Here is a 23,186-nt window from a genome sequence, read left to right on the forward strand (position 1 = left end):
GCCCCCACCCCCTAAGGGGGTGGGGGATTTTTCTTTCCGGGGTGAGACTATGGCGCTTCGGGCGGAACGGCGAATGAAATACGCAATGATACTTCCTGTTCTCGTTTTCATCCTTTCTCTCGCTATCTTCCCCCTGATTTTCTCCATTCTCATCTCCCTGAGCCAGTGGACGCCGGGGACGGGGGGATTGCGCTTCGTCGGGCTCAAGAATTTCATCGACATGGTCAGAGACCCTCGCTTCGCTCACGCCTTTAGCCTTTCGTTCCTGTACGTTGGGTCTGTGGTGGGGATTGAGCTTGGTCTTGGGATTCTCCTGGCCATGATTCTTCAGAAAGACGTGGTGGGGAAGAACTTTTTCCGGGTCGTCTACATGCTCCCCATGCTCCTTTCACCTGTGGCGATTTCCTATGTCTGGAAAATGATCCTCGACTACAACCGGGGACCACTGAACTACTTCCTGAGCTGGTTTGGCATTGCGCCGGTGGAGTGGCTGGGCAAGGGGGGGACAGCCCTGCTTTCCCTAATTCTCGTTGATGTCTGGCAGTGGACGCCCTTCATGATTTTCACCATTCTTGCCGCTTTCGAATCGATTTCCGAGGAACTGTACGAAGCGGCTCTTGTGGATGGAGCATCCCATGCCCACGTCTTCTTTCACATCACGCTCCCCGTGGCCTTCCCCGTCATCGTCACGGTTTTGCTTCTGCGAACCATTGATGCCTTCAAGGTGTTCGATACCGTTTATGTCCTCACGGGAGGGGGGCCAGGAACCGCAACGGAGACCCTGAACTTCTACATCTACCTCAAGGGGTTTCGGTCCTTCAACCTGGGGTATGGAACGGCCATGTCTTGGGTGCAGCTTGTCATTATCAGTATCATGTTCACGTATCTCACCCGATTCCTCCAGCGGATAGGAGCGTTGAGGTAAATGCCAGGAACGTATTTCAAAGTCCGAAGTGGCTGGCAGAAGGCCGGTATCTACGTGGTGCTGTTTTTCTGGCTCGTCTTCACCCTTTTCCCAATCTACTACAACGTGGTGACCTCGTTCAAAGAACACGAGACCGTGTACGCCCCGCGACCGAAGTTTTTCCCCTTCGTCGACTTCCGACCCAGTCTCCTCGGGTGGATTCACCTTCTGGGAAGGACGGCTCCCGGAGAACCGGAGTACCAGGTCATGAAGATTCTCGGGGCCCGGGGTGTATACCTCAGAAACAGTGTCGTTGTGGCGCTTTTGAGTTCACTCATCACCGTGATTCTGGGTGTCATGGCCGGATATGCCCTGACCCGTTTCGTCTACCGCCGCTGGAGGAATGAGAATATCGCCTTTTTCATCCTTTCGCAGCGCATGTTCCCTCCCGTGGCCCTGGCCATGCCTTTCTTTGTTCTCTTCAACACCCTGGGGCTTCTCGATAACGTTACAAGCCTCGTCATTGTTTACAGTGTCATGAACCTGCCCCTCGTGACCTGGATTGTGAAGGAGTTTTTTTCTGACCTTCCCAGGGAACTCGAGGAAGCGGCGATGGTCGATGGGTGCTCTCGCTGGAGGGCGCTTTTTTCGGTGGTCATCCCCCTTGCCGTTCCGGGTATTGCGGTGTCTTTCCTTTTCTCCTTCATTTTTGCCTGGAACGAATTCCTCGTGGCGCTGACCCTGACGTTTGAAAATGCTAAGACCCTTCCTCTCCAGATGGCTGGGCTCACCACGCTTCGGGGCCCTCAGTACTGGGACATTGCGGCGAGCTCCCTGGTCATCATCATCCCCCCTCTTCTTGTGACTATCTTTGCCAATCGGTACATTATCCGCGGGCTGTCCCTTGGTGCAGTAAAGGAGTGAGTGCGATGGAAAGAGTAGAGCAGAAAATTCATCGAGTTCGAACTGCCCTGAAAGAGCGGAGGGAAGCGGACCGGGTTCCCCTCACGGACTTCTACTGGAGCGGGTTTCTCAAGCGGTGGCGAGAGGCTTTCAATCTCCCAGAGGATACAGATATCTACGAGTACTACGACCTCGATGTGAAGGTCATTTCGCCGAACATGGATCCGAAGATTGAAAGCTGTGTCATCCTTGAGCGAACGGAGGACTACGTAGTCTTCCGGAGCGGCTTCGGGTGCACGGTGAAGAAAGTCTTTTCGGCCCCCATGCCGATGTTCCTCGATTTCTCGGTCAAGAGCGCCGATGATTTCGCCTCGTTCACCTTCGATGACCCCCGGGACGATCGGCGGTACTTTGAGAAACGTTGCGACATCATCAACTGTGGGGATAGCTTTGGGGAGTTGCCGAGTTTCGTCGAGGACGTTGAGCGCAACAGGGGTACATTCTGCCTTTTCGGTTCCATCTGTGAACCCTATGAGGCGATGTGGCGGATTCGGGGGACAGAGGGGCTTCTCATGGACCTTGTGCTTGAGAAAAACAAGGTGCAGGCTTTTGCCGAGCGGGTTACGGATTTCATGCTTGGGATTGCGGAGCGAGAGATCGAGCTCGCTCCCCTTACCGGGATGGTCATCTGGGGAGACGTGGCGTATGATAAGGGGATGTTTTTCTCTCCCAGGCTCTGGAGGGAGATCTTCTTCCCCTGCGTGAAGAGACTGTGCGATTTCCTCCACCGCCACGGACTCATCGTCGTATACCATGGTTGCGGGCGAAGCCTTGATATCTTCCCCGATCTCATTGAAGCAGGGATTGACGTGTACAATCCTCTGGAGGCCAAGGCAGGAATGGACCCGGTGGAGCTGAAGAAGCAGTATGGAGACCGGGTGTCGTTCTTCGGCGGTCTTGACAGCCGAATTCTCGGGTACGGGACCTGGGAGGATATCGAAAGGGAAGCGCTCTACAAGCTCCAGGCGGCAGTGGGGGGAGGGTACATGCCCGCCTCAGACCATTCGGTGGCGAGTAACGTTGACCCCCTGCTTTACGACCGGCTCATTCGCCTTTTGAAAGAACGGGGCACTTATCCTCTGCGGCTTTCGTGATAGGCAATGACGACCATTTACGACGTTGCGAAGAAAGCCGGGGTTTCTCCTGCCACGGTTTCCCGGGCTTTAAGTGGTGCCAAGGGTGTGAGCGAGGCCACACGGAAGAAAGTCCTGGCCGTTGCTCAGGAACTCCAGTACTCGCCGAATTACATCGCCCGGAGCCTCAAGAAGCGACAGACGAACACCATTGCCCTCATCATTTCCGACATCACCAACCCCTTCTTCACCACTCTGGCCCGGGGGGTTGAGGACAGGGCTTCAGAATACGGTTTCAACACCATTTTCTGCAACACCGATGAGGACCCCAGGATTGAGGCCGCCTATGTGGAGCTCATGCTTCGGCGCCAGGTTGACGGCCTGCTCATTTCAAGCTGCAGTAACGGGGAATCCCTTGAGGTTCTCTTCCGGAAAAACGTTCCGGTTGTTCTTGTGGACCGCAGGGTTCCCCGTTCTCGCTGGGACTACGTGGTCGGAGACAGCGAATACGGTGCATACGCTCTCACCCGGCATCTCCTTGAAGTTCACGGAAAGCGGAGGATAGCCATCATTTCCGGCCCCCTCACCCTCTCCACAAGTCGGGAACGGATTGAAGGGTACCGAAGGGCGTTGCGGGAGGCGGGTATTACCCCTTGCGAAGAGCACATCCGTGCTGGGGCATACAAAGAAGAATTCGGGTACCAGGCCGCACGGGAACTCTTGGTGGGGAAACACCCGGTTGAAGCGGTATTTGCTGGGAACAACGTCATCGCTGTCGGGGTCATTCGGGCAGCCCGGGAGCTTGGAGTGCGGGTACCGGAAGACCTTGCCCTGGTTACCTTTGATGACTTTGACCTCGCTTCGGCGCTGTTCCCATTTCTCACTGCTGCTAAACAACCGGCCTATACGATTGGAACACTGGCTGTGGAAATGCTCCTTGAACGCATTCGGGGGGAGAACATTCGGGAGCGTCGAGAGGTTGTCCTGCGACCGGAAATCATCATCCGAAAATCCTGCGGATGTCCGTGAGGGAGGCGATACGATGCGCCGTTTTGGTATGGTCATTCGGCTCAAGCCCGATAAAGTTGAGGAGTACAAAGAACTCCACCGGAATGTCTGGCCAGAAGTACTGAAAACGATTAAAGAGTGCAACATCCAGAATTACACCATCTTCTACAAAGACGGGTATCTCTTCAGCTACTATGAGTACACCGGGGAGAACTACGAGGAGGATATGAAGAAAATGGCCGAAGACCCCATCACCCAGAAGTGGTGGGCTCTCTGCAAACCCTGCCAGGAACCCCTAAAGACCCGAAAAGAGGGGGAATGGTGGGCGGAGATGGAAGAGGTTTTCCACCTCGATTGAGGCTCTTTTCTTCTCAGTGCCCTTTGGGTGTTATGGTGTGCGCCGGTGAGAGCTTTCCTCCTGAGTCCACAGCAATTCTCTGATCGCCCCGGAGCCCGGGTCTTCCACAAGGTCGACAGGTTTCCGTCATCTCTTTGGGTACTTGGGGAGGAGATGGAACACATTCGGTAATTTTTAATTTATCCCCACGCACGGAACTGTGGTATAATGGTACCGTGAACGTTAACGGCCATGACGCCCAGGAAACGCCCAACCATTAAGGATATCGCCCTAGCTTCGGGGTTTTCCATCGGGACGGTGGATCGGGCCCTGCACGGGCGGAAGGGTATCAGCGCTGGGACGCGGGAGAGGATCCTGGCCACCGCCCGGAGTATGGGGTATGAACCCAACAGGGTGGCGAGCGCGCTCACTCGAAGGAAACCCATTGTCCTTGCTGCGCTCTTCCCCCGGGAACTCCATTACTTCTACGACGATGTTCGTCGGGGTTTCTACGACGCTGTGGCCCAGCTTCGGGATTTCAAGGTGTTGCCCCTTGTTCGGGAAATCGAAACCCTGGGGAAGGGTGAGGAAGAAGCGCTGGAAAACCTTTTGAGGGAACGGATTGATGGTCTCGTCCTTGTTCCGGGACACCGGAGCCGGCTCAACGCCTTCATTAACCGTTTTGTGGAGAAAAGTGTCCCCGTGGTCACGGTCTCAACCGATGCTCCAGGAAGCAGCCGCCTGAGCGCCGTATACGTGGATCCCTGGAAAAACGGGGAACTTGCGGGGGAACTCATGGCGCATTTCCTTGGGGGAAAGGGTCCTGTGGCCATCATGGTTGGGTCGCTGGACATCGAGGACCACTTTCAGAAAGTCCAGGGGTTCCTCTCCTCCTGGACTCGCTTTGCCCGAGGACCAGAGCCGAAAGTCTTTGAAAATGAAGAGGACGAGCGACGAGCCTATGAGGCCACTGCTTGTGTCCTTGAAGAACATCCTGACCTTCAGGGGATTTACGTGGCAACGGCAAACTCTCCTGCGGTCTGCCGTGCGCTCGAGGACAGTGGCTTTGCGGGACAGGTGAGGGTCATCGCCACTGACCTTTTTGGAGAGATGCGACCATACCTTGAGAAGGGGGTGATCCATGCCACCATTTTGCAGAATCCGTACCGTCAGGGATTTGAGGCGGTCATTACGCTCTTTCGGTTTCTTGTGGAGGGAGTTGTTCCGCCACCGTGCCGGTATCTTGAGCCTGTGGTGGTGATGCGGAGCAACATGGGATTCTACATCCCCTCAAAGGAGGAGGAGAAAGGATGAGCAAGGGAATAGTGGCTGGTCTTGCGGGTGTTCTGGTGTTCCTTTTTGCCTCGGTCGCCTGTGCTGTGACCCTCGTCGTCTGGTCCTCTCCGGATAACGCCGATGCGCTCCACGAGCTTGCCCAGAACTTCATGCAGAAGAACCCTGACGTCCAGATTGAAATCACCCCGCTCTCCTGGGAGGTGCTCTACCCGAGGATTCTGCAAGACCTCACGAGTGGTGCAGGGTCTTTTGACGTCACCACCTGGGACCTCATGACGGCTGGAGCCATTGCTCCCGGGATGCTTGACCTTGAGGCTTTCGCAAAAGAGCATCCGGAGCTTGTGGATCCGAACTTTGACGACGAGGACTTCATCCCCACGGCAAAGTACGTCTACGGCTACTGGAAGGACAAGCGCATCGGATACCCGTTCTACGGTGCCGCAATGTTCTTCTTCTACCGGAAGGACCTCTTCAGTGACCCTGCGCTTCAGGCAAAATTCAAGGCGGAATACGGCAGAGACCTGGCTGTCCCGAAGACCTGGGAAGAGGCCAAAGAGGTGGCGAAGTTCTTCACGAAGAAATTCAACCCCGATTCCCCCACGGAATACGGTATCGCCCTGATGCTCCCTCGAACCCACACCCTCTTCTACATGTACCTCAACTTCTTCGGACCGTACCGGAGGAGTCCCGAGGGCATTGCGAAGTTCGGGAAAGTCGACCTCGACTGGGGTGACTACTTCACCGCCGATGGACTTCCGGCCTTCAACTCTGAAGAAGGCGTTCGAGCACTCCAGGACATGATCGACCTCATGCAGTACGCTCCGGACCCACTCGGTTCTGACTACGGAGAGACCCTGGAGGCCTTTGGGAAGGGTATGGTGGCCATGGTGCCCCAGTGGACGGCGTGTCTTGCAAGCTGGAAGGAATCGCCGCTACTACAGCCTTTTGAGGAAAAGGTCGGTGTTGCGGTCATGCCCGGTGGGGCACCGGTGAGCGGTGGATGGGGCCTTGGGATTAACGCGGCTTCAAAGAACAAAGAAGTGGCTTTCCGCTTCATCCAGTACGCGACGAGCAAAGAGGGTGACAAAATCCAGTGGCTCAAGTACCGCATTGGTCCGACCCGGAAATCCGTGGTGGAAGACCCGGAAGTCCTTGCCGACTCTCCGTGGCTCAAAGAGGCCTACATTGCGTCTCTTGACGGTGCTTCCCACCGTCCCCGGATTCCTGAAGAACCTCGCCTTGAAGATATCCTCGTTGGGACGCTCTCTGAAGTTCTCCTTGGACAGCAACCGAACTCCATTGAAACGCTGAACCTCGTGGCTGATGAGTGGAAAAAAATTCTCGGGAAATGAACGAGGGCGAGGGGCGCTCGAGCGCCCCTCGCTTTTTGGGTGATTTCCATGCTTGCGCGAAGACGAATGCAACGTGTGGGTTTTCTCATGGTTCTCCCTCTCCTTGCAGTTCTCCTTGGTCTTACGATGTACCCCTTTGGGTACATGGTGTACATGTCCTTTTTCCGGTACTCCCTGGCGTCATGGGAACAACCGCAGTTCATCGGTTTTTCGAATTATCTGGACATTTTTCGGGACCGTACCGCAACGTCGAGCGTGAGTTTCACGCTCCTCATTCTTGCTGTGGCGGTGCCTCTGGAAATGCTCCTTGGCCTTGGGGTCGCCTTTCTCCTTCGAGATACTTTTGGGGAGCGGGTGTTCCGAAGTGTTCTCCTCATCCCCATGATGGTGCCGGCAGTGGTGGCAGGGATTGCCTGGAAGATGCTCTACAACTTCGAATTCGGTCCGGTGAACTACTTTCTCTCCCTTTTGGGGATTCCCAAAATTTCCTGGCTCGGGACGCAGTTCTTTTCACGCCTTGGAGTTATTCTGATTGACGTGTGGCAGTGGACCCCGTTTGTCTTCCTCGTCCTCTACGCAGGGTTGCAATCCCTTCCCCGGGATGTTGTGGAGGCAAGTTTCGTCGACGGGGCGAGCGGCTTTTCGGCCTTCCGGTACATCGAATTCCCCCTTCTGCGTCCCCTCCTTTTTGTGGTGCTCATCATCAGGGTCATCGATGCCCTGAAGATTTTCGACATCGTCTACATGGTGACCTTTGGGGGCCCCGGCTCGAGCACGCATTCCTATAGCTTTTACATCTACAAGGTCGGCGTATCCTTCGGCTGGGATATTGGGTACGCTTCGGCTCTGAGCGTTCTTTTACTTCTTGCCGTATCACTCCTTGTGAATCTCCTTATCCGGATGCTCCGGTTGCGGGAGACACTGGAGCTATAGGAGGAAGGACCATGCGGTGGGTGAAAGGGATCGTGAAGGGAGTGCTTGTGGCCCTGGTACTCTTTTTCTTCCTCTTCCCGGTGTACTGGTTGGTGACGACTGCCTTCAAGAAGAGCGAGGAGTGGTTCACCTGGCCTCCGACGTTCTGGCCTTCTTCGTGGACGTTGGGGAACTTCATGGGCGTGGAGGGAGGGTTCTTTGGAAGCGCCACCACGGCCATCGCCACCATTACCCCGTACCTGCGGAATAGCATCGTGGTGGCCCTTTTTGTGGCCCTGCTTTCAACGGTCATTTCTGCCCTTGCGGCGTATGCGGTGTCACGCTTCAAAATCGGGGGGATGCGTTTTGTCTCCTGGATCATTTCCATCCGCATGCTCCCGCCCATTGCCTCGGCACTGCCACTCTATGTGATTTTCTCTCGCCTTCGGCTCATCAACACCTGGTGGGCACTCATCCTGGCCCATCTTGTCATCACCACGCCTTTCAGCACCTGGATTCTCATCACGTTCTTCAATGAAATCCCCAGGGAACTCGATGAAGCTGCGTTTGTGGATGGAGCAGGAGTGGGGCAGAGCTTCTTTTCGGTGATTCTCCCCCTTGCCGCTCCTGGCCTTGCAGCGGTGGCGACGCTCTCCTTCATTCAGAGCTGGGGTGAGTTCCTCCTGAGCCTCGTCCTCACGACGGGCAAGGAGGCCCAGACCCTGCCCCTTTACCTCGGGCGTTTCATCACCGGCTGGCGTATTGCCTGGGGACCGCTTGCGGCGGCGGGGATTGTCACCATGCTGCCCGTTGTGGTCTTCTCCCTTCTTGCTCAGCGCTACCTTGTGCGTGGCCTCACCTTTGGGGCAGTAAAGGGATGAAAGGAGGAGGTACTGTGACCTCTCGAGAGCGGGTACTGAAAACCCTTTCGCATGAGGAGCCGGATAAGCTTCCCCTTGACCTCGGGGCGACTCTGGTGACCGGAATCCACGTCTCGAGCCTCCACAAACTCAAGGTGGCCCTGGGGCTCATCCGTCCTGAGGATCCGGTGAAGGTCATCGATCCTTTCCAGATGCTTGGGGAAGTGGATGATGACCTCCGGAAGGTCCTTGGTATTGATACGGTTCCTTTGATGTCCCGGGAGAACTTTTTCGGCTTCCGAAACGAGAACTGGAAGCCCTGGAAGTTCTTCGACGGGACACCCCTTCTTGTGCCGGAGAAGTTCAACACCGTACCGGATGCCGAAGGGAACATCTACCAGTACCCCAGGGGAGACACATCCTGTGCGCCGTGCGCGAAAATGCCCAGGGGGGGATTCTACCACGATGCCCTCATTCGCCAGAAACCCATTGATGAGAGGCATCTTCGGGTTGAAGACCAGATTGAAGAGTACACCCTTCTTGCCGACGAGGACCTCCGTTACTACGAGGAAGAAGCACAGAGGCTCTATGAGGAAACCGATTACGCCATCGTCTTTTCTGGGGTTCCGGGGACGAACCTCGGGGATATTGCCTTCGTTCCCGGTCTTGCCCTCAAGGACCCCAAGGGTATCCGGGACGTGGAGGAGTGGTACGTGTCTTTAGTGACCCGCCAGTCCTTCCTCCAAGAGGTCTTTGCCCGGATGACCGAGATAGGCCTCAAGAACCTCGAGATGCTCCACCAGGCAGTAGGCGAGCGAATCCAGGTCATCGTGATTTCCGGGACCGACTTTGGGTCGCAACACGGTCCGTTCATCGCTCCAGAACTCTACCGGAGACTCTTCAAACCCTTCCACACGAAGGTGAACGCCTGGGTTCATGAGCACACGACCTGGAAGACTTTCATCCACACCTGTGGCTCGGTGTACGAGCTTCTTCCGGACCTCAGAGAAGCAGGCTTTGACATTCTCAACCCGGTGCAGATTTCTGCCGCTTCCATGGACCCAGAGACCCTCAAGCGGGAATTCGGTGACCATTTCACCTTCTGGGGAGGGGGAGTGAACACGCAGCGCACCCTCCCCTTCGGGACGCCTGAGGAGGTCCGGGAGGAAGTCCGGAGGCTCATCGAGATTTTCGGGAAAGGCGGTGGTTTTGTGTTCGCTACAGTCCACAACATCCAGGCGAATATCCCGGTGGAGAACCTCCTGGCGCTCTTTGAGACCGTCAACGAGTACCGGTAGGGCTACCCTCTGGGGATGTGAGGGAGAGCCTAGCGGCCTTTGCTTTCAGTTCCTCGAGGGGCATATCGAGGACGGCGGCAGCCTTCTCAAGGTCGAAGGCGAAGGCTTCAAGGACCTGGGCGATGTACTCTTCCTCAACCTCTTTGAGGGTTTTCCACCGCTCGGGTTTTGGGGCCTCGAAAATCTGCAGGTCGTCAACCCCGATGACGTCGTCCTGAGTGAGGATGATGGCCCGCTCCAGGACGTTGTCGAGTTCCCGGATGTTCCCCGGCCAGTGGTATTTTCGCAGAATCCTCATGGCCTGAGGGGAAATACCCCGGATTTTCTTGTGGAGTTTCCGGCAGTGCCGGGCAATGAGGAAATCACAGAGGAGAGGCAGATCCTCTTTCCGTTCCCGGAGAGGTGGGAGGTATATGGGGATGACGTTGAGCCGGTAGTAGAGGTCTTCCCGGAAGGTTCCCTCCCGGACGGCCTTTTTCAGGTCGCGGTTCGTAGCAGCAATGATGCGGACGTCAACGGTGATAGGTGTGGTGCCTCCGACCCGCTCGAAAGTCTTCTCTTGCAGAACCCGCAGGAGTTTCACCTGCATGGCAGGGCTCATTTCCCCAATTTCATCGAGGAAGATCGTCCCTCCATCGGCAAGCTCGAATTTCCCTGGTTTTCTCGTGTAAGCGCCGGTGAAGGCCCCTTTCTCGTGACCGAAGAGCTCGCTTTCAAGGAGTGTCTCGGTGATGGCACCGCAGTTGACCACCACGAAAGGCTTATCCCTGCGGTTACTCTGGTAATGGATAGAGCGGGCGAGGAGTTCTTTCCCCGTTCCGCTTTCTCCGCAGATGAGGACCGTGGCGTCGGTTTTGGCCACAAGCTGCGCCACCCTCATGACTTCCTTCATTTTAGGAGATTCTCCAATGACCCCTTCGAAGTGGAATTCTTCCTGGATCTCGGAGAGGAGGTACTCCTTCTCTCGCCGGAGCTGTTCAACTTCTAAAGCCCGGGCAACGGCATTCCGGAGTTCCTCGAGTTTGAAAGGCTTCGTGATGAAATCATAGGCACCGAACTTCAAGGCCTCTACAGCATTATCCACGCTCCCGTAGGCGGTGATGACGATGACGGGAACCGCGGGGTCTTCCTTTTTGATCTCCTGGAGGACGTCGAGGCCATTCATTTCGGGCATGCGCAGGTCAAGGAGGACAAGGTCGAAGTCTAAAGAGCGGAATTTCTCAAGGGCCTCTTTTCCAGTATAGGCCTTTTCAACAAGCATTCCATCGGCCCGGAGCATTTCTTCGAGCATTTCTGCCATCAGACGTTCATCATCGGCCACAAGAACCCGGAACACTGGCATGGCACATCCCCCTGTGTTCTATATAACCACCCCTACGGGAGGAATGCAAGGGGTATAAAGAAAAGGGAGTTTGCGCTACTTGCAAGGTGGTGGGAGTCATTGGACTGGGTCCAGAAGCAAAAATTGTGCTACAGGTCTTGACGGGGAGGAGGGGAGGGTGTACAATGGCTCAAGAAAATTAACTCTTTTATGAAACTTTGAGGTGGTTTCCATGCGGCGTGTATCGGGTAAGTTCTCCCTGCGAGAACTCGCGTTAACCTTATGGAATGAGGGAAGAAGACCGATCGTTCCCCTCATGGGCTATCCAGGGTTGCAATTGACGAAGACGAATATTAAACAAAATCAATTTAATCATCTGGTGCAGTTCCAGACCTTAAGCAGGCTCTACGACCGTTTCCATCCTGACGCTATGTTCTTCCTCATGGACCTTTCGGTCGAGGCCAGTGCCTTGGGGCTTCCCGTCCGCTTTCCTCTCGATGATACGCCATCCGTTGAGGCCCATCCGGTGAAGACCCTTGAGGATCTTGAGCCTTTCAGGAGAATCGATATCCTGGGGGATGGGAGGGTCATGGTGTACCTTGAGACCTTGAGGCACATGCGGGCGGCTTTTCCCTGCCCTGTGGGGGCATACGTCATCGGTCCCCTCACGCTTGCCGGATTGCTTGCCGGAGCGAATGAGCTTGCCATGCAGAGTATCCTTGATGAGTCGTTCTTCCAGGGGGTTCTTGAGTTTTCTTACGGAGTGGTCCTCCGTTACGCTCAGGCTCTGCAGGAGGCGGGAGCCGACACCATTATGGTCCTCGAGCCCACAGCGGTCATCTTTGGTCCAGAGGCGTTCCGGAAGCATCTGGCCCCGCTGTATAGGGAGCTCGTAGGGATTCTCGACGACGTTGAAGTTATCCTCCATGTGTGCGGCAACACCCACCATCTCGTCCCCGAGATGCGGCGCTGTGGCGTGGTCGGCCTAAGTCTTGATAGCGTTGTGGACCTCCCCAGGGTGGCCCGGGATGGGGAGGGACTGCTCCTTCTTGGGAACGTAAGCCCCGTGGCCATGCTCTCTGAGGCACCGGAGCACATCTACCGGGTAACGTATGAACTCCTTGAGGGAATGAACGATTACCCGTATTTTATCCTGAGCACAGGCTGCGACCTTCCCCAAGACGTTCCCCTGGAGAACATTGAGGCCTTTTTCCAGGCAGGTCGGGACTGGAGGGCGAAGAGACAACGGAAGGAGACCGAGATTTTCGCGAGATAGAGGTCCGAAGGGCTTCGAAAACGGCAGAGGACCAGGCAGCGTTCTTTCGCCTCCTTGAGCTTTCCGGAGGGAGGGTTTTCGAGCGGCTCTTTGGTCCCCGGTGGCGCAGGGTTTTCAAGCGGTGCTTTGAGGATGAGCGGAACCTCTTCAGCGCTCCCCATGTCCTGGTTCTTGGAAAGGATGAAATCCTGGGGATGGCGCTTGGGTGGAGCAGCGGCACAAGGAGGGCAAAGGGGCTCCACACTGTCTTGCAGCTTGCCCCTTTTGTGCTCCCTCGCCTCCTCTCGCCTTTTCTCTTTGAACTCTTTCACATGAAGGTTCCCCAGGACGCCTACTACCTGAGTAACATCGCCATTTTCCCTCCCCATCAGGGGAGGGGCCTTGGGAGTTTCCTGCTCCAGGTGGTGGAAAAGGAGGCTCAAAACTCAGGAGATTCCTGGCTTGTTCTCGATGTCGAGCGGGAGAACGTCAGGGCGCTGACCTTCTATCTCCGGAACGGTTACGAGGTGCTCCGGGGGTTCCCCTCCTTTGTGCGGTTGAGGAAAGCCTGGGGGAACCCCCCGTTTGTCCTTTAGGGAATGAGCGTGAGGATCTGCTTGGCCTGCTTGGGGTACCTGGCGATGAAACGGAGCTCGTCCTCCACAAGGGGTTTCTGCTTTTCGACATTGGCAAAACGCACGAGCTCAAGGATTTCCCGGGCCTCTTCCTCGTCTTTGAACTCGATTTCCAGTTTCTCGTAGACGTTGCGGAATCCTTTGATGCCGCTATATTCGCCCACGACGATTTGCCTTCCAGTCTCGATGATTTCCGGTTCTCCCCGGCCGAGCTCCTCAAAGTCGTAGAGTTCGTAGTTCTTTCGGTCTTTCAGCACCCCGTCGGCGTGGATGCCTGAAGAGTGGGCGAAGGCGTTGGCTCCGACTCCGGGCTGGGTGATGGGGATCGGTACCTTAAAGGCGTATGAGGCGTACTTACAGGTCTTCCAGGCCGCTTTGAGGTTGATCCGCTCGTCAAGCTGGTACTTCCCTTCAATGCCGCTTGCGTACTTTATGGCTAAGATGACCGAAACGAGATCGGCGTTTCCTGCGCGCTCACCCACCCCGTTGATGGTGGTGTTGATGAAGGCGTCCACTCCGGCGTCGATTGCCGCCTTGGCACCGGCCACAGAGTTCGCCACGGCCATGCCGAGGTCGTTGTGGCAGTGGAGTTCGATGGGCATTCTGGTTTTCTCGGCGATGTACTTCACCCGCTCGTAGATGGTGAAGGGGCTGTCGTAGCCTAAGGTATCGCAGTAGCGGAAGCGCTCGGCCCCGGCTTCCTTCCCCGCAAGGGCGAAATCCACGAGGTACTCAAGGTCAGTCCGGGAGGCGTCTTCGGCGTTGACGCCGATGCCGATGGCGCCAAAGCTCTTTGCCGCCTGGACAGCCTCGACCATCATGTTGATGACCTCTTCCCGGGTCTTGTTGAGTTTCCCCTTGAGCATCTGGTCGGAGGTAGAGATGGAGAGGTTAAGGTACTTGAGCTTGGGGACGAGTCTATACGCCAGCTCCACGTCACCCTTTGTGGCCCGGAGCCAGCCGCTTAAGCGGATTGGGGCAATGACACCCATCTCTGCGAGTTCTAAGTTAGCGTTGAGGTAATTGGTTTCGTGGCGGGTGGTGGGGAAACCGAACTCGCTCTGGAAAACTCCCATCTCGTTGAGGTAGAGGTTCACCATGGTCTTTTCGATTTTCGCCAGTCCCAGTCTTGCCGTCTGCACCCCATCGCGGTTCGTCACGTCGATGATATAGATTTTCGGCACGCAACACACCTCCTATGCTATGCGCTGCAAAAAGCTCTTGAGCCGCTCCATCCCCGCTTCTATGGCCTTCTCGGAAATCGCGTAGGAGAAGCGGAGGTACCCTTCCATACCGAAAGCGCTCCCAGGAACACAGGCAATATGGGCTTTTTCAAGCAGGAGCTCTGCCAGGCGCTCTGAGGTCCCGATGGGCTCTCCGGCGAAACGCCCACTGCAGTACCTTGAGAAGTCGACGAAGACGTAGAAAGCTCCCTGAGGGATGGGAAAAGAGATTTCGGGAATCTCGGAGAGGTGAGAGAGCATGAGTTTTCGCCGGGTGTTGAACGCTTCCACCATGTCCCGGATGACCGAGGATGGAGCACGCAGGGCAGCAAGTGCCGCCTTCTGGCTTATGGACGTGGGGTTGGAGGTCATGTGGTCCTGGAGACGTGCCATCCCCTCGATCACCTCCCGGGGGCCAGCGGCGTACCCGATACGCCAGCCGGTCATGGAAAAGGTCTTGGAGACCCCGTTGATGACCACCGTTCGCTCTTTCATCCCCGGGAAGGTGGCAATGCTTCGGGGAAAGGGAACTTCGTACACCAGGTGCTCGTAGATTTCGTCGGAGATGACGAAGAGGTCGCGTTCTACGGCAATGCGGGCAATCTGCGCAAGCGTTTCCTCCGAAAGCACCACGCCTGTAGGGTTTGCGGGATTGTTAAGGATGAGAAGACGGGTTCTTGGAGTAATGGCTCGCTCCAGGGCGTTGAGGTCCAGCGCGAGAGAGGATTGCTCACACTCCACGAAAATCGGCTTGCCCCCCGCCAGCCGGATCTGCTCTAAGTAGGTCACCCAGTACGGGACAGGGAGAAGCACCTCGTCCCCGGCCTCACAGAGGGTCATGATGGCGTTGTAGAGCGAGTGCTTGGCCCCGCAGGAGACGATGACCTCCTGAGGAGAGTAGGAGAGGCCGTTTTCCCGCCGCAGTTTCTCACAGATGGCTTCCCGAAGCTCGGGAATACCCGGAGTGGCGGTGTATTTGGTAAAGCCACTGTCGATGGCTTTCTTCGCTTCCTCTTTGATGAACCCGGGAGTGTCAAAGTCCGGTTCTCCCGCACTGAAGGAAATCACGTCAATTCCCTGGCGTTTCATGGCCTGGGCCTTTGCCGAGATGGAGAGCGTGGCCGAAGGAGCAATGTTCCGCACTCGCTGCGCCAGACGGATGCTCCTCTGGTCCTCCATGGAATTTCCCCCCTCTGGGTATGGCTGCGCTTTTGCCTCGTCCTGAGTTGCGTTCTCGGGCTTGAGAGGATATACTCTAAGGCGTGCGGTTTTGCTTTTTCTTATAGAGGAGGAGAAGGAAAAAGTCAAGAGAGGAGGGAAAGTTTTATGAAGATCGGCGTTTTTCTGGTGCTCTTTCAGAACGAACCCCTGGAGAAAGCTCTGGACTACGTGAAGGCGCAGGGCGTGGAAGCGGTGGAGATCGGTACCGGAGGGTACCCCGGGAATGCCCACTGTAATCCCAGGGAACTTCTGGAAGATCCGGGGAAACTCGCCCGCTTCAAGGAGGCGGTGGAGTCCCGGGGGCTTGAAGTGAGCGCTCTGAGCTGTCACGGGAATCCGCTCCACCCGAATCCTGAAATCGCCAAAAAGCACCATGACGATTTCGAGGCCAGTGTCCTTCTTGCTGAGAAACTCGGGGTCCAGAACGTCATCACCTTCTCAGGGTGTCCCGGGGACTCAGAAAACGCGAAGTACCCGAACTGGGTGACCTGTCCCTGGCCCTCGGATTTCCTGGAAGTCCTCAAGTGGCAGTGGGAGGAAAAGCTCATCCCTTACTGGAAGAAGGCTGGACAGTTCGCCAAAGATCACGGGGTTCGGGTATGCCTTGAGATGCACCCGGGCTTTTGCGTGTACAATCCTGAAACCCTCCTCAGGCTCCGGGAGGCGGTGGGTGAAGTCATCGGGGCGAACTTCGACCCAAGCCACCTCTTCTGGCAGGGCATTGACCCGATTTTTGCCCTGCGAAAACTCGAGGGCGCGGTGTACCACGTCCACGCCAAGGACACGAAAATCGACCCGGTCAATAGCCTCGTCAACGGTAACCTCGACACCAAGGTGTACACCGAGGAAATCAAGCGCTCCTGGATTTTCCGCACCGTCGGATACGGGCATGATTTTGGCTTCTGGAAGGACTTCGTGAGTACCCTGCGGCTCATCGGGTACGATGGCGTCCTCTCCATAGAGCACGAGGATTCCCTGATGTCGGGGAAGGAGGGGTTTGAGAAGGCGGTGGCCTTCCTCAAGGAAGTCGTCATCCGCGAAAAGATTGGTCAGGCCTGGTGGGTGTAGGAAAAGGGGGCCTCTGGCCCCCTTTTCCCGGAAGGAGGAAGGGGAGTGCGGTTTCTCTCCTACACCAAAAGAGTTCTCCCCTGTGGCGCGCGGGTGGTCTTCCGCCGCATGGACTCTCCCCTTGTGGCGGTGAACCTCTGGGTGCGGGCAGGGGTAAAAGACGAGGAGCCAGAGAAGAATGGGATTTCCCATTTCTTCGAGCACATGGTCTTCAAGGGGACGGTCCATTTCCCGGGGCTTTTGCTCTCCCGACGAGTACAGGCCCTTGGGGGGACACTGAATGCCGGGACGTCCCTTGATACTACCGATTTCTACCTCGTTGTCCCCCGGGAGTTCTGGAAGGAGGCCCTGGCGCTTGAGATGGAACTCGTCACCCAGCCGCTCTTTGACCCTGAGGACATCGAGCGGGAGAAGATGGTGGTCATCCAGGAGATTCACCTTGACGAGGACGATCCTGAGGAACGCCTGGCACGCCTCCTATACGAGCGAGTCTTCTCCGATACTCCTTATGGCCTCCCCATTCTGGGGCGAGAGGAAACGGTGCGGCTGTTCACCCGGGAGGACCTTCTGCGACACCGGGAACGCTTTTACCACCCGGCCAACATGGTCCTCGCGGTGAGTGGAGATCTGCAGGAAGGGGAGCTCTTTGCCTTCTCGGAGGAACTCTTTGGTTCTTTCCCAGTCCCCCGGGAACTCGATGCCCCGCTTTTTCCTCCGTTACCTTCCCCAGAACGGCAGATTGTGGAATGCGTCATGGATGTCCGGAGGTTCTACGGGGTTATCGGATTTCTCTGCGGAGGGATTAAAAGCGACGACTTCTACCTCCTGCGACTGCTTTCTCTGGTCATGGGTGATGGGCTGGGTTCCCGGCTCAACGTGGCGCTTCGGGAAGAACGGCAGATTGTGGACACCATCCACACGACGTACTCGTACTACGAACACGCCGGGATCTTCGCTATCTTCTTCACCTTCTCCCAGGGAAGTCTTGAGGAAATCGAGGAGGCCATCCGCGGGGAATTCACGAGGCTTACCTATTTTGTGCCCACCGATGAAGAGCTGGAACGGGCCAAAAACCTCTTAAAAAGCGGCTTTTTCAGTGCTACCGAAACGACTCTCGGGAGCGCCGAGCTTCTGGGGCGCCTTGACACCATCGATAGCATTGACCGGAGCCTCCGGGCGCTTTTTGAGATCGAGCGGGTGAAACCGCAGGACCTTGTGGAGGTGGCCCGAAGGTATGTGGACTTTGAGCGAGGAACCTCAATCCTCATCAAGCCAGGTGAGTGAAGTGGACACTGGGACCTTCAAGGTGGAAAAGCTGGTCTTCAAGAACGGCCTGGTGCTCCTTTTCATCCCCAGAGAGAGCGAACTCGTGGTGTTCCACCTCCTCCTTGGTCTTGGGAATATCTTCGAGAAGGAGGAGGAGCGAGGGATATCGGCCCTCATGCAGGAGACGCTCCTTAAGGGCACGAAAAGGCGCAGTGGCGTTGAATTCAGCCGGGCGGTGGAGCGCCTTGGAGCGACGATCCAGAGTTCCTCGAACTATTTTACAGGGAAGGTAGTGATGGAGGGTCCTGCTGAGGTAGCCGAAGACCTTCTTGGGCTCTTTCTTGAAGCCGTGAAGGCTCCAGCCTTTCTCCCTGAGGAGGTTGAGAAGGAGAGACGTTTCCTGATCGATCTTCTCCGTTCTCTAGATGATGACCCTCTGAAGGCAGCCATGCTCCGCTTCAAGCGAGCTTTCTTTGGTCGACACCCTTATGCCTTTCCGACCCTTGGGGAGGTGAGGAGTCTTGAGCGGATAACGCCTGAGGAGGTTATCGCCTGGTATGAACGAACTTTCGTGCCCAACAACATGGTGCTTGCTGTAGCGGGGAGGTTCGATAGAGAGAAAATCGCCAAGGTTCTTGAGCGGGAACTCGGGGAGATCATCCCCCGGGAATTTCCTTTCCCCCCAAAGGACAGGTTTTTCCCTGCCTCTTTGCGGATTGTGGATTGCAAGGAAGTCCGGGATAGCTGGGTGGTTCTGGGATTCCGGGCTCCGGGGCTTCTTGAGGTGAAGGAACGGGTTGCCTTTGAGGTGCTCAACAACGCCCTGGGCGGAGGGATGTATTCCCGGCTCTTCCTGCGTATCCGTGAAAGCCGGGGTCTGAGTTACCAGGTCGGTTCCATCTACGCGCCCCTCCTTGGGCCCTCGTTCCTCTGCGCGTACTGCGGTTTTGCGCCCTGCTATTTTGATACCGTGGTGAGCATTCTCCGGGAGGAATTCCGCAATCTCCTCAACCTGAAGGAGGAGGAGTTCAACGAGGCCAAAACCTACACGAGGGGTCTCTTTCTCCACAGTTTCGAGACCGTGGCCTCTCTGGCCTCGCTCTTTGCCTTTTACGAGCGGGTTGGGCTGGGATGGGAGTTCCCCTTCCAGTATGAAGCGTACCTCCGCGAACTCTCTCTGGAAGAGGCCAGGGCAATCTACCGGAAGTTCGTCGGTCAGGGAGAGTCGCTGGGGGCCATCATGCCAGTGGCATGAGGTTTTTCTTTCCTCCAGCCTGTATAGTTGTCTTTACCACATGGAGGGATGAAATATGAAAGCGACGCTTCTTCCGGTGTACTTTGCTTCGGGGATGGATGCGGAGTACCGGGAACAGGTGCTCCGACTCCGGGAATTCCTGAGAAATGAAGCGGAAATCATTGACCCGGTCCCAATAGGAAGCGAAGCCACCGGTGCGGACGCATTGCTTTTCCCCCAGATTCTGGGTGAGGCCTACAGAGCCGCAGGCGAATTGAAGAACATGCGCCTTCCCGTGCTCATCGTAACCTCCCCCTTCGGGACGATGAACATGTGGGACTGGGAGATTGTCACCTACCTCAAGGCCCAGGGGCTTTCAGTCTTTGCTCCGTATTCTCTTGAGCTTACAAAGACTATCGTCCGTGCTCTGGCGCTCAAGCGGCACGCCCGGGGGGCGAAGTTCTTGGTGTTCCAGGATAATCCCGGGGAGGGAATGCAGGCAGAGATTTTCAAGCGCTTTTTCTGGTGGGAGGAAGAGTGCCGGAAGAATATCGCCGAGATGTTTGGAATAGAGGTTGTGGTGAGGAGTTTTCGGGAGCTTGCGCAAAAAGCTCAGAGCATTCCCGATGCTGCGGCCAGCGCTGAATGGCAGCGATGGGACATCCCGGTTGCAGGGGTTCCGGAGCACGCCCTGTGGCGCGCGGTGAAGATGTACCTCGCCCTCCGCGAGGAGCTGGAAAAGCACGAGAACGTCCTTGGTATGGGCATCAACTGCCTCAACGAGTCCTTTTTCTCGGACACCACACCCTGCCTTGCCTGGGACATGCTCTTTGAGCGGTACGGCATCCTCTGGGCCTGTGAGGCTGATGTCCTGTCGCTTCTCACTGAGTGCCTGGTGTACTTCCCCTTTCGGGCTCCGGTGATGATGACCAACATCTATCCTTTCCTCATGGGTGAGGCGGCGCTGAGGCACGAGCGCATTGAGCGGTTTCCTGACGTCCCGGAACCTGAGCATCATGCGCTTCTCGCCCACTGCGGGTACTTTGGGGTTGTCCCCCGACCTTTCGCTCAGTCCTTCTGCGTTCGGCGGAAAGTCCTCCGCATTGTCGACGAGAACGCCATTGCCCTGGATGCCCGGCTTCCTGAGGGACCGGTGACACTTGTGAAGCTCCATCCTTCCTGTAAGAAAATGGTGGCTGCCTGGGGAAACCTTGAGGGATACGTCCAGTATCCGGGTTCAGACTGTGAGAACGGGGCGCTCCTTCGGGTTCGGGATGGATACAGGCTCGTTGAGGGGCTCTACTCGCACCACGTGTGCCTTCTTGGCGGCGCAAGGATGCCTGAACTCCGTTCTGTTGCCCGGGTGTTTGGTCTTGAGCTTGAAGAGCTCTGAGAAGCCCCAGGGCCTTAGAGGCCCTGGGGAGGGTGTTTCAAGCGTTATTCCAGGAAATCTCCACGTCCTGCTTTTTGAGCTCTCCCTCGCCCGTGATTTTCAGCCGCCGCACCTTTTTGGGGAAAAGGTCGAAGTAGTTGTCCTCAGGGGTGAACGAGGAGGGGAGTTCTACGTTCACGAACCAGGCAAAAACTGGTGAAACGAGTTCTATAAAGGTTTCGCCTTTTTCGAAGACGACGTCCCAGTCGACCCGGGCTTTTTCGAGTTTGAGGTCCTTGAAACGCACGAAGAAGCACCGTTCCCAGTCGAGCACCCGGTCTCCGTCAAGGAGCCTGGCCCAGAAGAAGACCTCAGAAGGCCTTGCTTTTGCAACTCCACAGGGGACCACGCCGACTTTCCGGGAGCTATTCGGAGGAATGTGGCAGGAGAGGTTCCCGGAGGTGATTTCCTGTCCGTCGAAGAATGCCAGGCCGTATTCCACAGCAAGGACAAGGGCTTCCGGCGTGTCGTTCACCACAAAAAGCTCCACAGCGTGTTCTCCCCGGCGTAGCGAAAGGTCCACGGGTTGGAAGGCTCGCCGAACGAAGTAGTAGCTCGGTTTCTTCCGGAGGTAGTAGTCAATGACCGTCCAGCCGATAGCACCCCAGCAGTCGCTGTACATCCAAAAGAGCGCCCCGGCGGTGAGGAATTTCCGTCTTCGCCAGTGCTCAAGGGCGAACTTCAGGGCTTCACCCTGGAGGAGCTGGGCACAACGGAGGTACTCCGGGAAGGAAAGGTTTTCCGGGTCTTTGACGAACTCCCGGAGCATTCCCCGGATGTTCTCCCGCTCGAAGACGTTGTTGTGGAACTGCCAGGAAGGGGAGTCAAGGAAGAGCTCCTCTTCGGGGATGAACTCCCGGAGGGACTCAAGGACTGGAGGCGCCAGAACGCCGAATTCGGAGATGAACTTCCCCCGGTCTCGGGCGTAGTTCTCGTAGTTCACCCGTTCCTTCAGGTCCTCAGTGAGGATGCTCACGTCCCAGGAGTGGCGGTCACCCTCATTCTCCGAGTTCGGGTCACTCCCCCCGTAGGGGCTTGAGGGCCAGAAGGGTCTTGTGGGGTCGAGGTCTTTGAGGAGGCGGGGCATGAGGATGTGGTAGATGTCGTAATCGGGGAATTCCAGGTCCTTCTTCCCGGTGATTTCCTTGTTCCGCTCGTGCAGCCACTGGAGCTCGTTGTTGCCACACCACAGGACAATGGCGGTTTCGTTCCGGAGTTGCTTCACGACTGCCCGGATTTCCCGCTCGACTTCCTGCAAGAATTCAGGGCTTTTGGGGTAGTAGGCGCAGGCGAACATGAAATCCTGCCAGACCATGATGCCGCAGCGGGCACAGTGTTCGTAGAAGAAGGAGTCTTCGTAGATTCCCCCACCCCAGACTCGGAACATGTTGCAGTGGGCTTTCTGGGCCTCTTCGATGAGCCTCTGGTATTTTTCCTTTGTGACTCGGGGGATGAGGGAATCCGCCGGAACCCAGTCTGCCCCCTTGCAGAAGATGGGTTCACCGTTAACGGTGAGGACGAAGGACTCCCCTTCGTCGCTTGAGAGGGGTTCCTGCCGGAGGGCAACCTCCCGAAGGCCCCAGACCTTTTCGAAGCGGTCGAGTTCCCGGCCCTCCTCATCAAGGAGGAGGAGAAGAACTCTGTAAAGGTGGGGCTCACCGAAGCCGTTCGGCCACCAGAGGCGAGGCGGAGCAACCTCAAGGGTCAGGGTGAAATTCGTAAGACCGGGATAGGCCCGGAGCGACTCGTCCGTTGAGGCCACGAGTTTCCTTCCTTCCTCCTCAAAAAGGAGCGCCCGAAGCCGGAGCCTCGGCTCACAGGCGAAATCCTTGGAGAAGTTCTCCACCGCGCCAGAAAGAGTGACCGTAGCGGATTTTCGGTCACAGGAGATACTCCCTCTCACAAAAACATCCCGGAGAGCGAACCCTTCAAAGAAGCACAGGGAAACGCTCCTCCAGATACCCACGTTTACCAGGCGAGGCGCCCAGTCCCAGGCGAAGGTGAACTGGGCTTTTCTCGCCCAGACTCGCCGGTAATCCTGCTCGGGGCTTCCTGCAGGATACGGCACGAAGGGTTTGTTCTGAATTCGCATGACGCCAGAATCAACCCGGACGACGAGGACGTTTTCGCTCTGGAGTTTCCCGGAAACATCAATGACAAGGGGGACGAACATGTTCTCGTGATGGGCGAGGTGTTCCCCGTTGAGGTACACGTCACAGTCGGTGTCGATGCCCTCGAACACAAGTTCAGCATGAAGCGTGAGCCACTCTCCGGGAACGGAGAACTTCCGGCGGTACCACCACTCTTTTTCCTCAACCCACTGGCAGAGTTTAGCGTTCTCGCCAAAGAGGGGTTCAGGGATTCTTCCTGCCCGAAGGAGATCAAGGTGCACCTCCCCGGGAACCAGGGCTTCCAGGGGGTCTGAAGGAACGTAATCCGGGCGGTATGCTTTCTTCTCTACCCCTTCACCGTACGGTAAGCCTTCGAGAATCCACGATCCGTCAAGAGTGAGCCTGTGCATACGCTGA

20 protein-coding genes are annotated in these 23,186 nt (G+C 56.6%); 16 read left to right on the forward strand and 4 right to left on the reverse strand.

Features of this window, described 5'->3' with window-relative positions; translation table 11 throughout:
• Positions 1–49 precede the first annotated feature (49 nt).
• The 10 genes from ACP6EK_RS03510 to ACP6EK_RS03555 all read left to right on the forward strand — a co-directional run bounded on the left by ACP6EK_RS03510 (position 50) and on the right by ACP6EK_RS03555 (position 10,003).
• On the forward strand, positions 50–925 hold the full coding sequence (locus tag ACP6EK_RS03510) for a carbohydrate ABC transporter permease (RefSeq protein ID WP_438317964.1): 876 nt from the start codon (positions 50–52) through the stop codon (positions 923–925).
• Positions 926–1,828, forward strand: a complete 903-nt coding sequence (locus ACP6EK_RS03515; RefSeq protein ID WP_438317967.1) for a carbohydrate ABC transporter permease — start codon at positions 926–928, stop codon at positions 1,826–1,828.
• 5 nt (positions 1,829–1,833) lie between these two features.
• On the forward strand, positions 1,834–2,961 hold the full coding sequence (locus ACP6EK_RS03520; protein WP_438317969.1) for a uroporphyrinogen decarboxylase family protein: 1,128 nt from the start codon (positions 1,834–1,836) through the stop codon (positions 2,959–2,961).
• 6 nt (positions 2,962–2,967) lie between these two features.
• The gene (locus ACP6EK_RS03525) at positions 2,968–3,969 is read left to right on the forward strand and encodes a LacI family DNA-binding transcriptional regulator (protein WP_438317972.1); all 1,002 of its coding nucleotides are present in this window, start codon (positions 2,968–2,970) and stop codon (positions 3,967–3,969) included.
• Positions 3,970–3,982: 13 nt separating this feature from the next.
• Positions 3,983–4,306 carry an L-rhamnose mutarotase gene (locus ACP6EK_RS03530; protein WP_438317975.1) on the forward strand — a complete coding sequence of 108 codons (324 nt, stop codon included), beginning with the start codon at positions 3,983–3,985 and terminating at the stop codon, positions 4,304–4,306.
• A 231-nt stretch (positions 4,307–4,537) separates the two neighbouring features.
• Entirely contained in the window at positions 4,538–5,599 is a 1,062-nt protein-coding gene (locus tag ACP6EK_RS03535; RefSeq protein ID WP_438317978.1) for a LacI family DNA-binding transcriptional regulator, read from the forward strand.
• Positions 5,596–6,933: an ABC transporter substrate-binding protein gene (locus ACP6EK_RS03540; RefSeq protein ID WP_438317981.1), complete on the forward strand. Its 1,338-nt coding sequence runs from the start codon at positions 5,596–5,598 to the stop codon at positions 6,931–6,933. The genes ACP6EK_RS03535 and ACP6EK_RS03540 overlap by 4 nt, the downstream gene beginning before the upstream one ends.
• 48 nt (positions 6,934–6,981) lie before the next feature.
• Entirely contained in the window at positions 6,982–7,866 is an 885-nt protein-coding gene (locus tag ACP6EK_RS03545; RefSeq protein ID WP_438317984.1) for a carbohydrate ABC transporter permease, read from the forward strand.
• 11 nt (positions 7,867–7,877) lie between these two features.
• Positions 7,878–8,726: an ABC transporter permease subunit gene (locus ACP6EK_RS03550; RefSeq protein WP_017889684.1), complete on the forward strand. Its 849-nt coding sequence runs from the start codon at positions 7,878–7,880 to the stop codon at positions 8,724–8,726.
• A gap of 14 nt (positions 8,727–8,740) precedes the next feature.
• Positions 8,741–10,003: a uroporphyrinogen decarboxylase family protein gene (locus tag ACP6EK_RS03555; RefSeq protein ID WP_438317988.1), complete on the forward strand. Its 1,263-nt coding sequence runs from the start codon at positions 8,741–8,743 to the stop codon at positions 10,001–10,003.
• On the opposite strand, the gene ACP6EK_RS03560 is transcribed toward ACP6EK_RS03555, so the two are convergent.
• Positions 9,987–11,345, reverse strand: coding sequence for a sigma-54-dependent transcriptional regulator (locus tag ACP6EK_RS03560; RefSeq protein ID WP_438317991.1), 1,359 nt, complete (start codon positions 11,343–11,345; stop codon positions 9,987–9,989). The two genes, ACP6EK_RS03555 and ACP6EK_RS03560, sit on opposite strands and share 17 nt — an antisense overlap.
• A gap of 211 nt (positions 11,346–11,556) precedes the next feature.
• On the opposite strand from ACP6EK_RS03560, the gene ACP6EK_RS03565 reads away from it, so the two are divergent.
• Complete coding sequence (locus ACP6EK_RS03565) at positions 11,557–12,600, forward strand: uroporphyrinogen decarboxylase family protein (RefSeq protein ID WP_438317994.1); 1,044 nt, start codon at positions 11,557–11,559, stop codon at positions 12,598–12,600.
• Positions 12,597–13,175: a GNAT family N-acetyltransferase gene (locus ACP6EK_RS03570; protein WP_438318863.1), complete on the forward strand. Its 579-nt coding sequence runs from the start codon at positions 12,597–12,599 to the stop codon at positions 13,173–13,175. The genes ACP6EK_RS03565 and ACP6EK_RS03570 overlap by 4 nt, the downstream gene beginning before the upstream one ends.
• On the opposite strand, the gene ACP6EK_RS03575 is transcribed toward ACP6EK_RS03570, so the two are convergent.
• Positions 13,172–14,398, reverse strand: a complete 1,227-nt coding sequence (locus ACP6EK_RS03575; RefSeq protein WP_438317997.1) for a homocitrate synthase/isopropylmalate synthase family protein — start codon at positions 14,396–14,398, stop codon at positions 13,172–13,174. The genes ACP6EK_RS03570 and ACP6EK_RS03575 overlap by 4 nt on opposite strands.
• Before the next feature lie 12 nt (positions 14,399–14,410).
• Positions 14,411–15,616 (reverse strand): pyridoxal phosphate-dependent aminotransferase, encoded by a 1,206-nt coding sequence (locus tag ACP6EK_RS03580; RefSeq protein ID WP_438318000.1) that lies wholly within the window; start codon positions 15,614–15,616, stop codon positions 14,411–14,413.
• A 147-nt stretch (positions 15,617–15,763) separates the two neighbouring features.
• Here ACP6EK_RS03580 and ACP6EK_RS03585 point away from each other — a divergent pair, with 147 nt between their 5' ends.
• From ACP6EK_RS03585 to ACP6EK_RS03600, 4 genes are read left to right on the forward strand one after another with little or no spacing between them, the layout of a single operon-like run.
• Positions 15,764–16,726 (forward strand): sugar phosphate isomerase/epimerase family protein, encoded by a 963-nt coding sequence (locus tag ACP6EK_RS03585; protein ID WP_438318003.1) that lies wholly within the window; start codon positions 15,764–15,766, stop codon positions 16,724–16,726.
• 45 nt (positions 16,727–16,771) lie between these two features.
• A complete protein-coding gene (locus tag ACP6EK_RS03590) occupies positions 16,772–18,010 on the forward strand; it encodes a M16 family metallopeptidase (RefSeq protein WP_438318006.1) in 1,239 nt (412 codons plus the stop codon).
• Positions 17,961–19,247 (forward strand): M16 family metallopeptidase, encoded by a 1,287-nt coding sequence (locus ACP6EK_RS03595; protein WP_438318009.1) that lies wholly within the window; start codon positions 17,961–17,963, stop codon positions 19,245–19,247. The genes ACP6EK_RS03590 and ACP6EK_RS03595 overlap by 50 nt, the downstream gene beginning before the upstream one ends.
• Before the next feature lie 55 nt (positions 19,248–19,302).
• Positions 19,303–20,619 carry a hypothetical protein gene (locus ACP6EK_RS03600; RefSeq protein ID WP_438318012.1) on the forward strand — a complete coding sequence of 439 codons (1,317 nt, stop codon included), beginning with the start codon at positions 19,303–19,305 and terminating at the stop codon, positions 20,617–20,619.
• Positions 20,620–20,656: 37 nt separating this feature from the next.
• Here ACP6EK_RS03600 and ACP6EK_RS03605 read toward each other — a convergent pair whose 3' ends face one another.
• On the reverse strand, positions 20,657–23,179 hold the full coding sequence (locus ACP6EK_RS03605; RefSeq protein ID WP_438318015.1) for a beta-mannosidase: 2,523 nt from the start codon (positions 23,177–23,179) through the stop codon (positions 20,657–20,659).
• Positions 23,180–23,186: the final 7 nt, after the last annotated feature.

This window comes from Candidatus Caldatribacterium sp. SIUC1 (genome assembly GCF_051549785.1).
GTDB lineage: Bacteria > Atribacterota > Atribacteria > Atribacterales > Caldatribacteriaceae > Caldatribacterium.

Bases quoted from the DNA above. Each gene is read 5' to 3' on its own strand.
- ACP6EK_RS03510 (WP_438317964.1), top strand. From the start codon at position 50: ATGGCGCTTCGGGCGGAACGGCGAATGAAATACGCAATGATACTTCCT.
- ACP6EK_RS03515 (WP_438317967.1), top strand. From the start codon at position 926: ATGCCAGGAACGTATTTCAAAGTCCGAAGTGGCTGGCAGAAGGCCGGT.
- ACP6EK_RS03520 (WP_438317969.1), top strand. From the start codon at position 1,834: ATGGAAAGAGTAGAGCAGAAAATTCATCGAGTTCGAACTGCCCTGAAA.
- ACP6EK_RS03525 (WP_438317972.1), top strand. From the start codon at position 2,968: ATGACGACCATTTACGACGTTGCGAAGAAAGCCGGGGTTTCTCCTGCC.
- ACP6EK_RS03530 (WP_438317975.1), top strand. From the start codon at position 3,983: ATGCGCCGTTTTGGTATGGTCATTCGGCTCAAGCCCGATAAAGTTGAG.
- ACP6EK_RS03535 (WP_438317978.1), top strand. From the start codon at position 4,538: ATGACGCCCAGGAAACGCCCAACCATTAAGGATATCGCCCTAGCTTCG.
- ACP6EK_RS03540 (WP_438317981.1), top strand. From the start codon at position 5,596: ATGAGCAAGGGAATAGTGGCTGGTCTTGCGGGTGTTCTGGTGTTCCTT.
- ACP6EK_RS03545 (WP_438317984.1), top strand. From the start codon at position 6,982: ATGCTTGCGCGAAGACGAATGCAACGTGTGGGTTTTCTCATGGTTCTC.
- ACP6EK_RS03550 (WP_017889684.1), top strand. From the start codon at position 7,878: ATGCGGTGGGTGAAAGGGATCGTGAAGGGAGTGCTTGTGGCCCTGGTA.
- ACP6EK_RS03560 (WP_438317991.1), bottom strand. From the start codon at position 11,345: ATGCCAGTGTTCCGGGTTCTTGTGGCCGATGATGAACGTCTGATGGCA.
- ACP6EK_RS03565 (WP_438317994.1), top strand. From the start codon at position 11,557: ATGCGGCGTGTATCGGGTAAGTTCTCCCTGCGAGAACTCGCGTTAACC.
- ACP6EK_RS03580 (WP_438318000.1), bottom strand. From the start codon at position 15,616: ATGGAGGACCAGAGGAGCATCCGTCTGGCGCAGCGAGTGCGGAACATT.
- ACP6EK_RS03585 (WP_438318003.1), top strand. From the start codon at position 15,764: ATGAAGATCGGCGTTTTTCTGGTGCTCTTTCAGAACGAACCCCTGGAG.
- ACP6EK_RS03595 (WP_438318009.1), top strand. From the start codon at position 17,961: ATGTGGACTTTGAGCGAGGAACCTCAATCCTCATCAAGCCAGGTGAGT.
- ACP6EK_RS03600 (WP_438318012.1), top strand. From the start codon at position 19,303: ATGAAAGCGACGCTTCTTCCGGTGTACTTTGCTTCGGGGATGGATGCG.
- ACP6EK_RS03605 (WP_438318015.1), bottom strand. From the start codon at position 23,179: ATGCACAGGCTCACTCTTGACGGATCGTGGATTCTCGAAGGCTTACCG.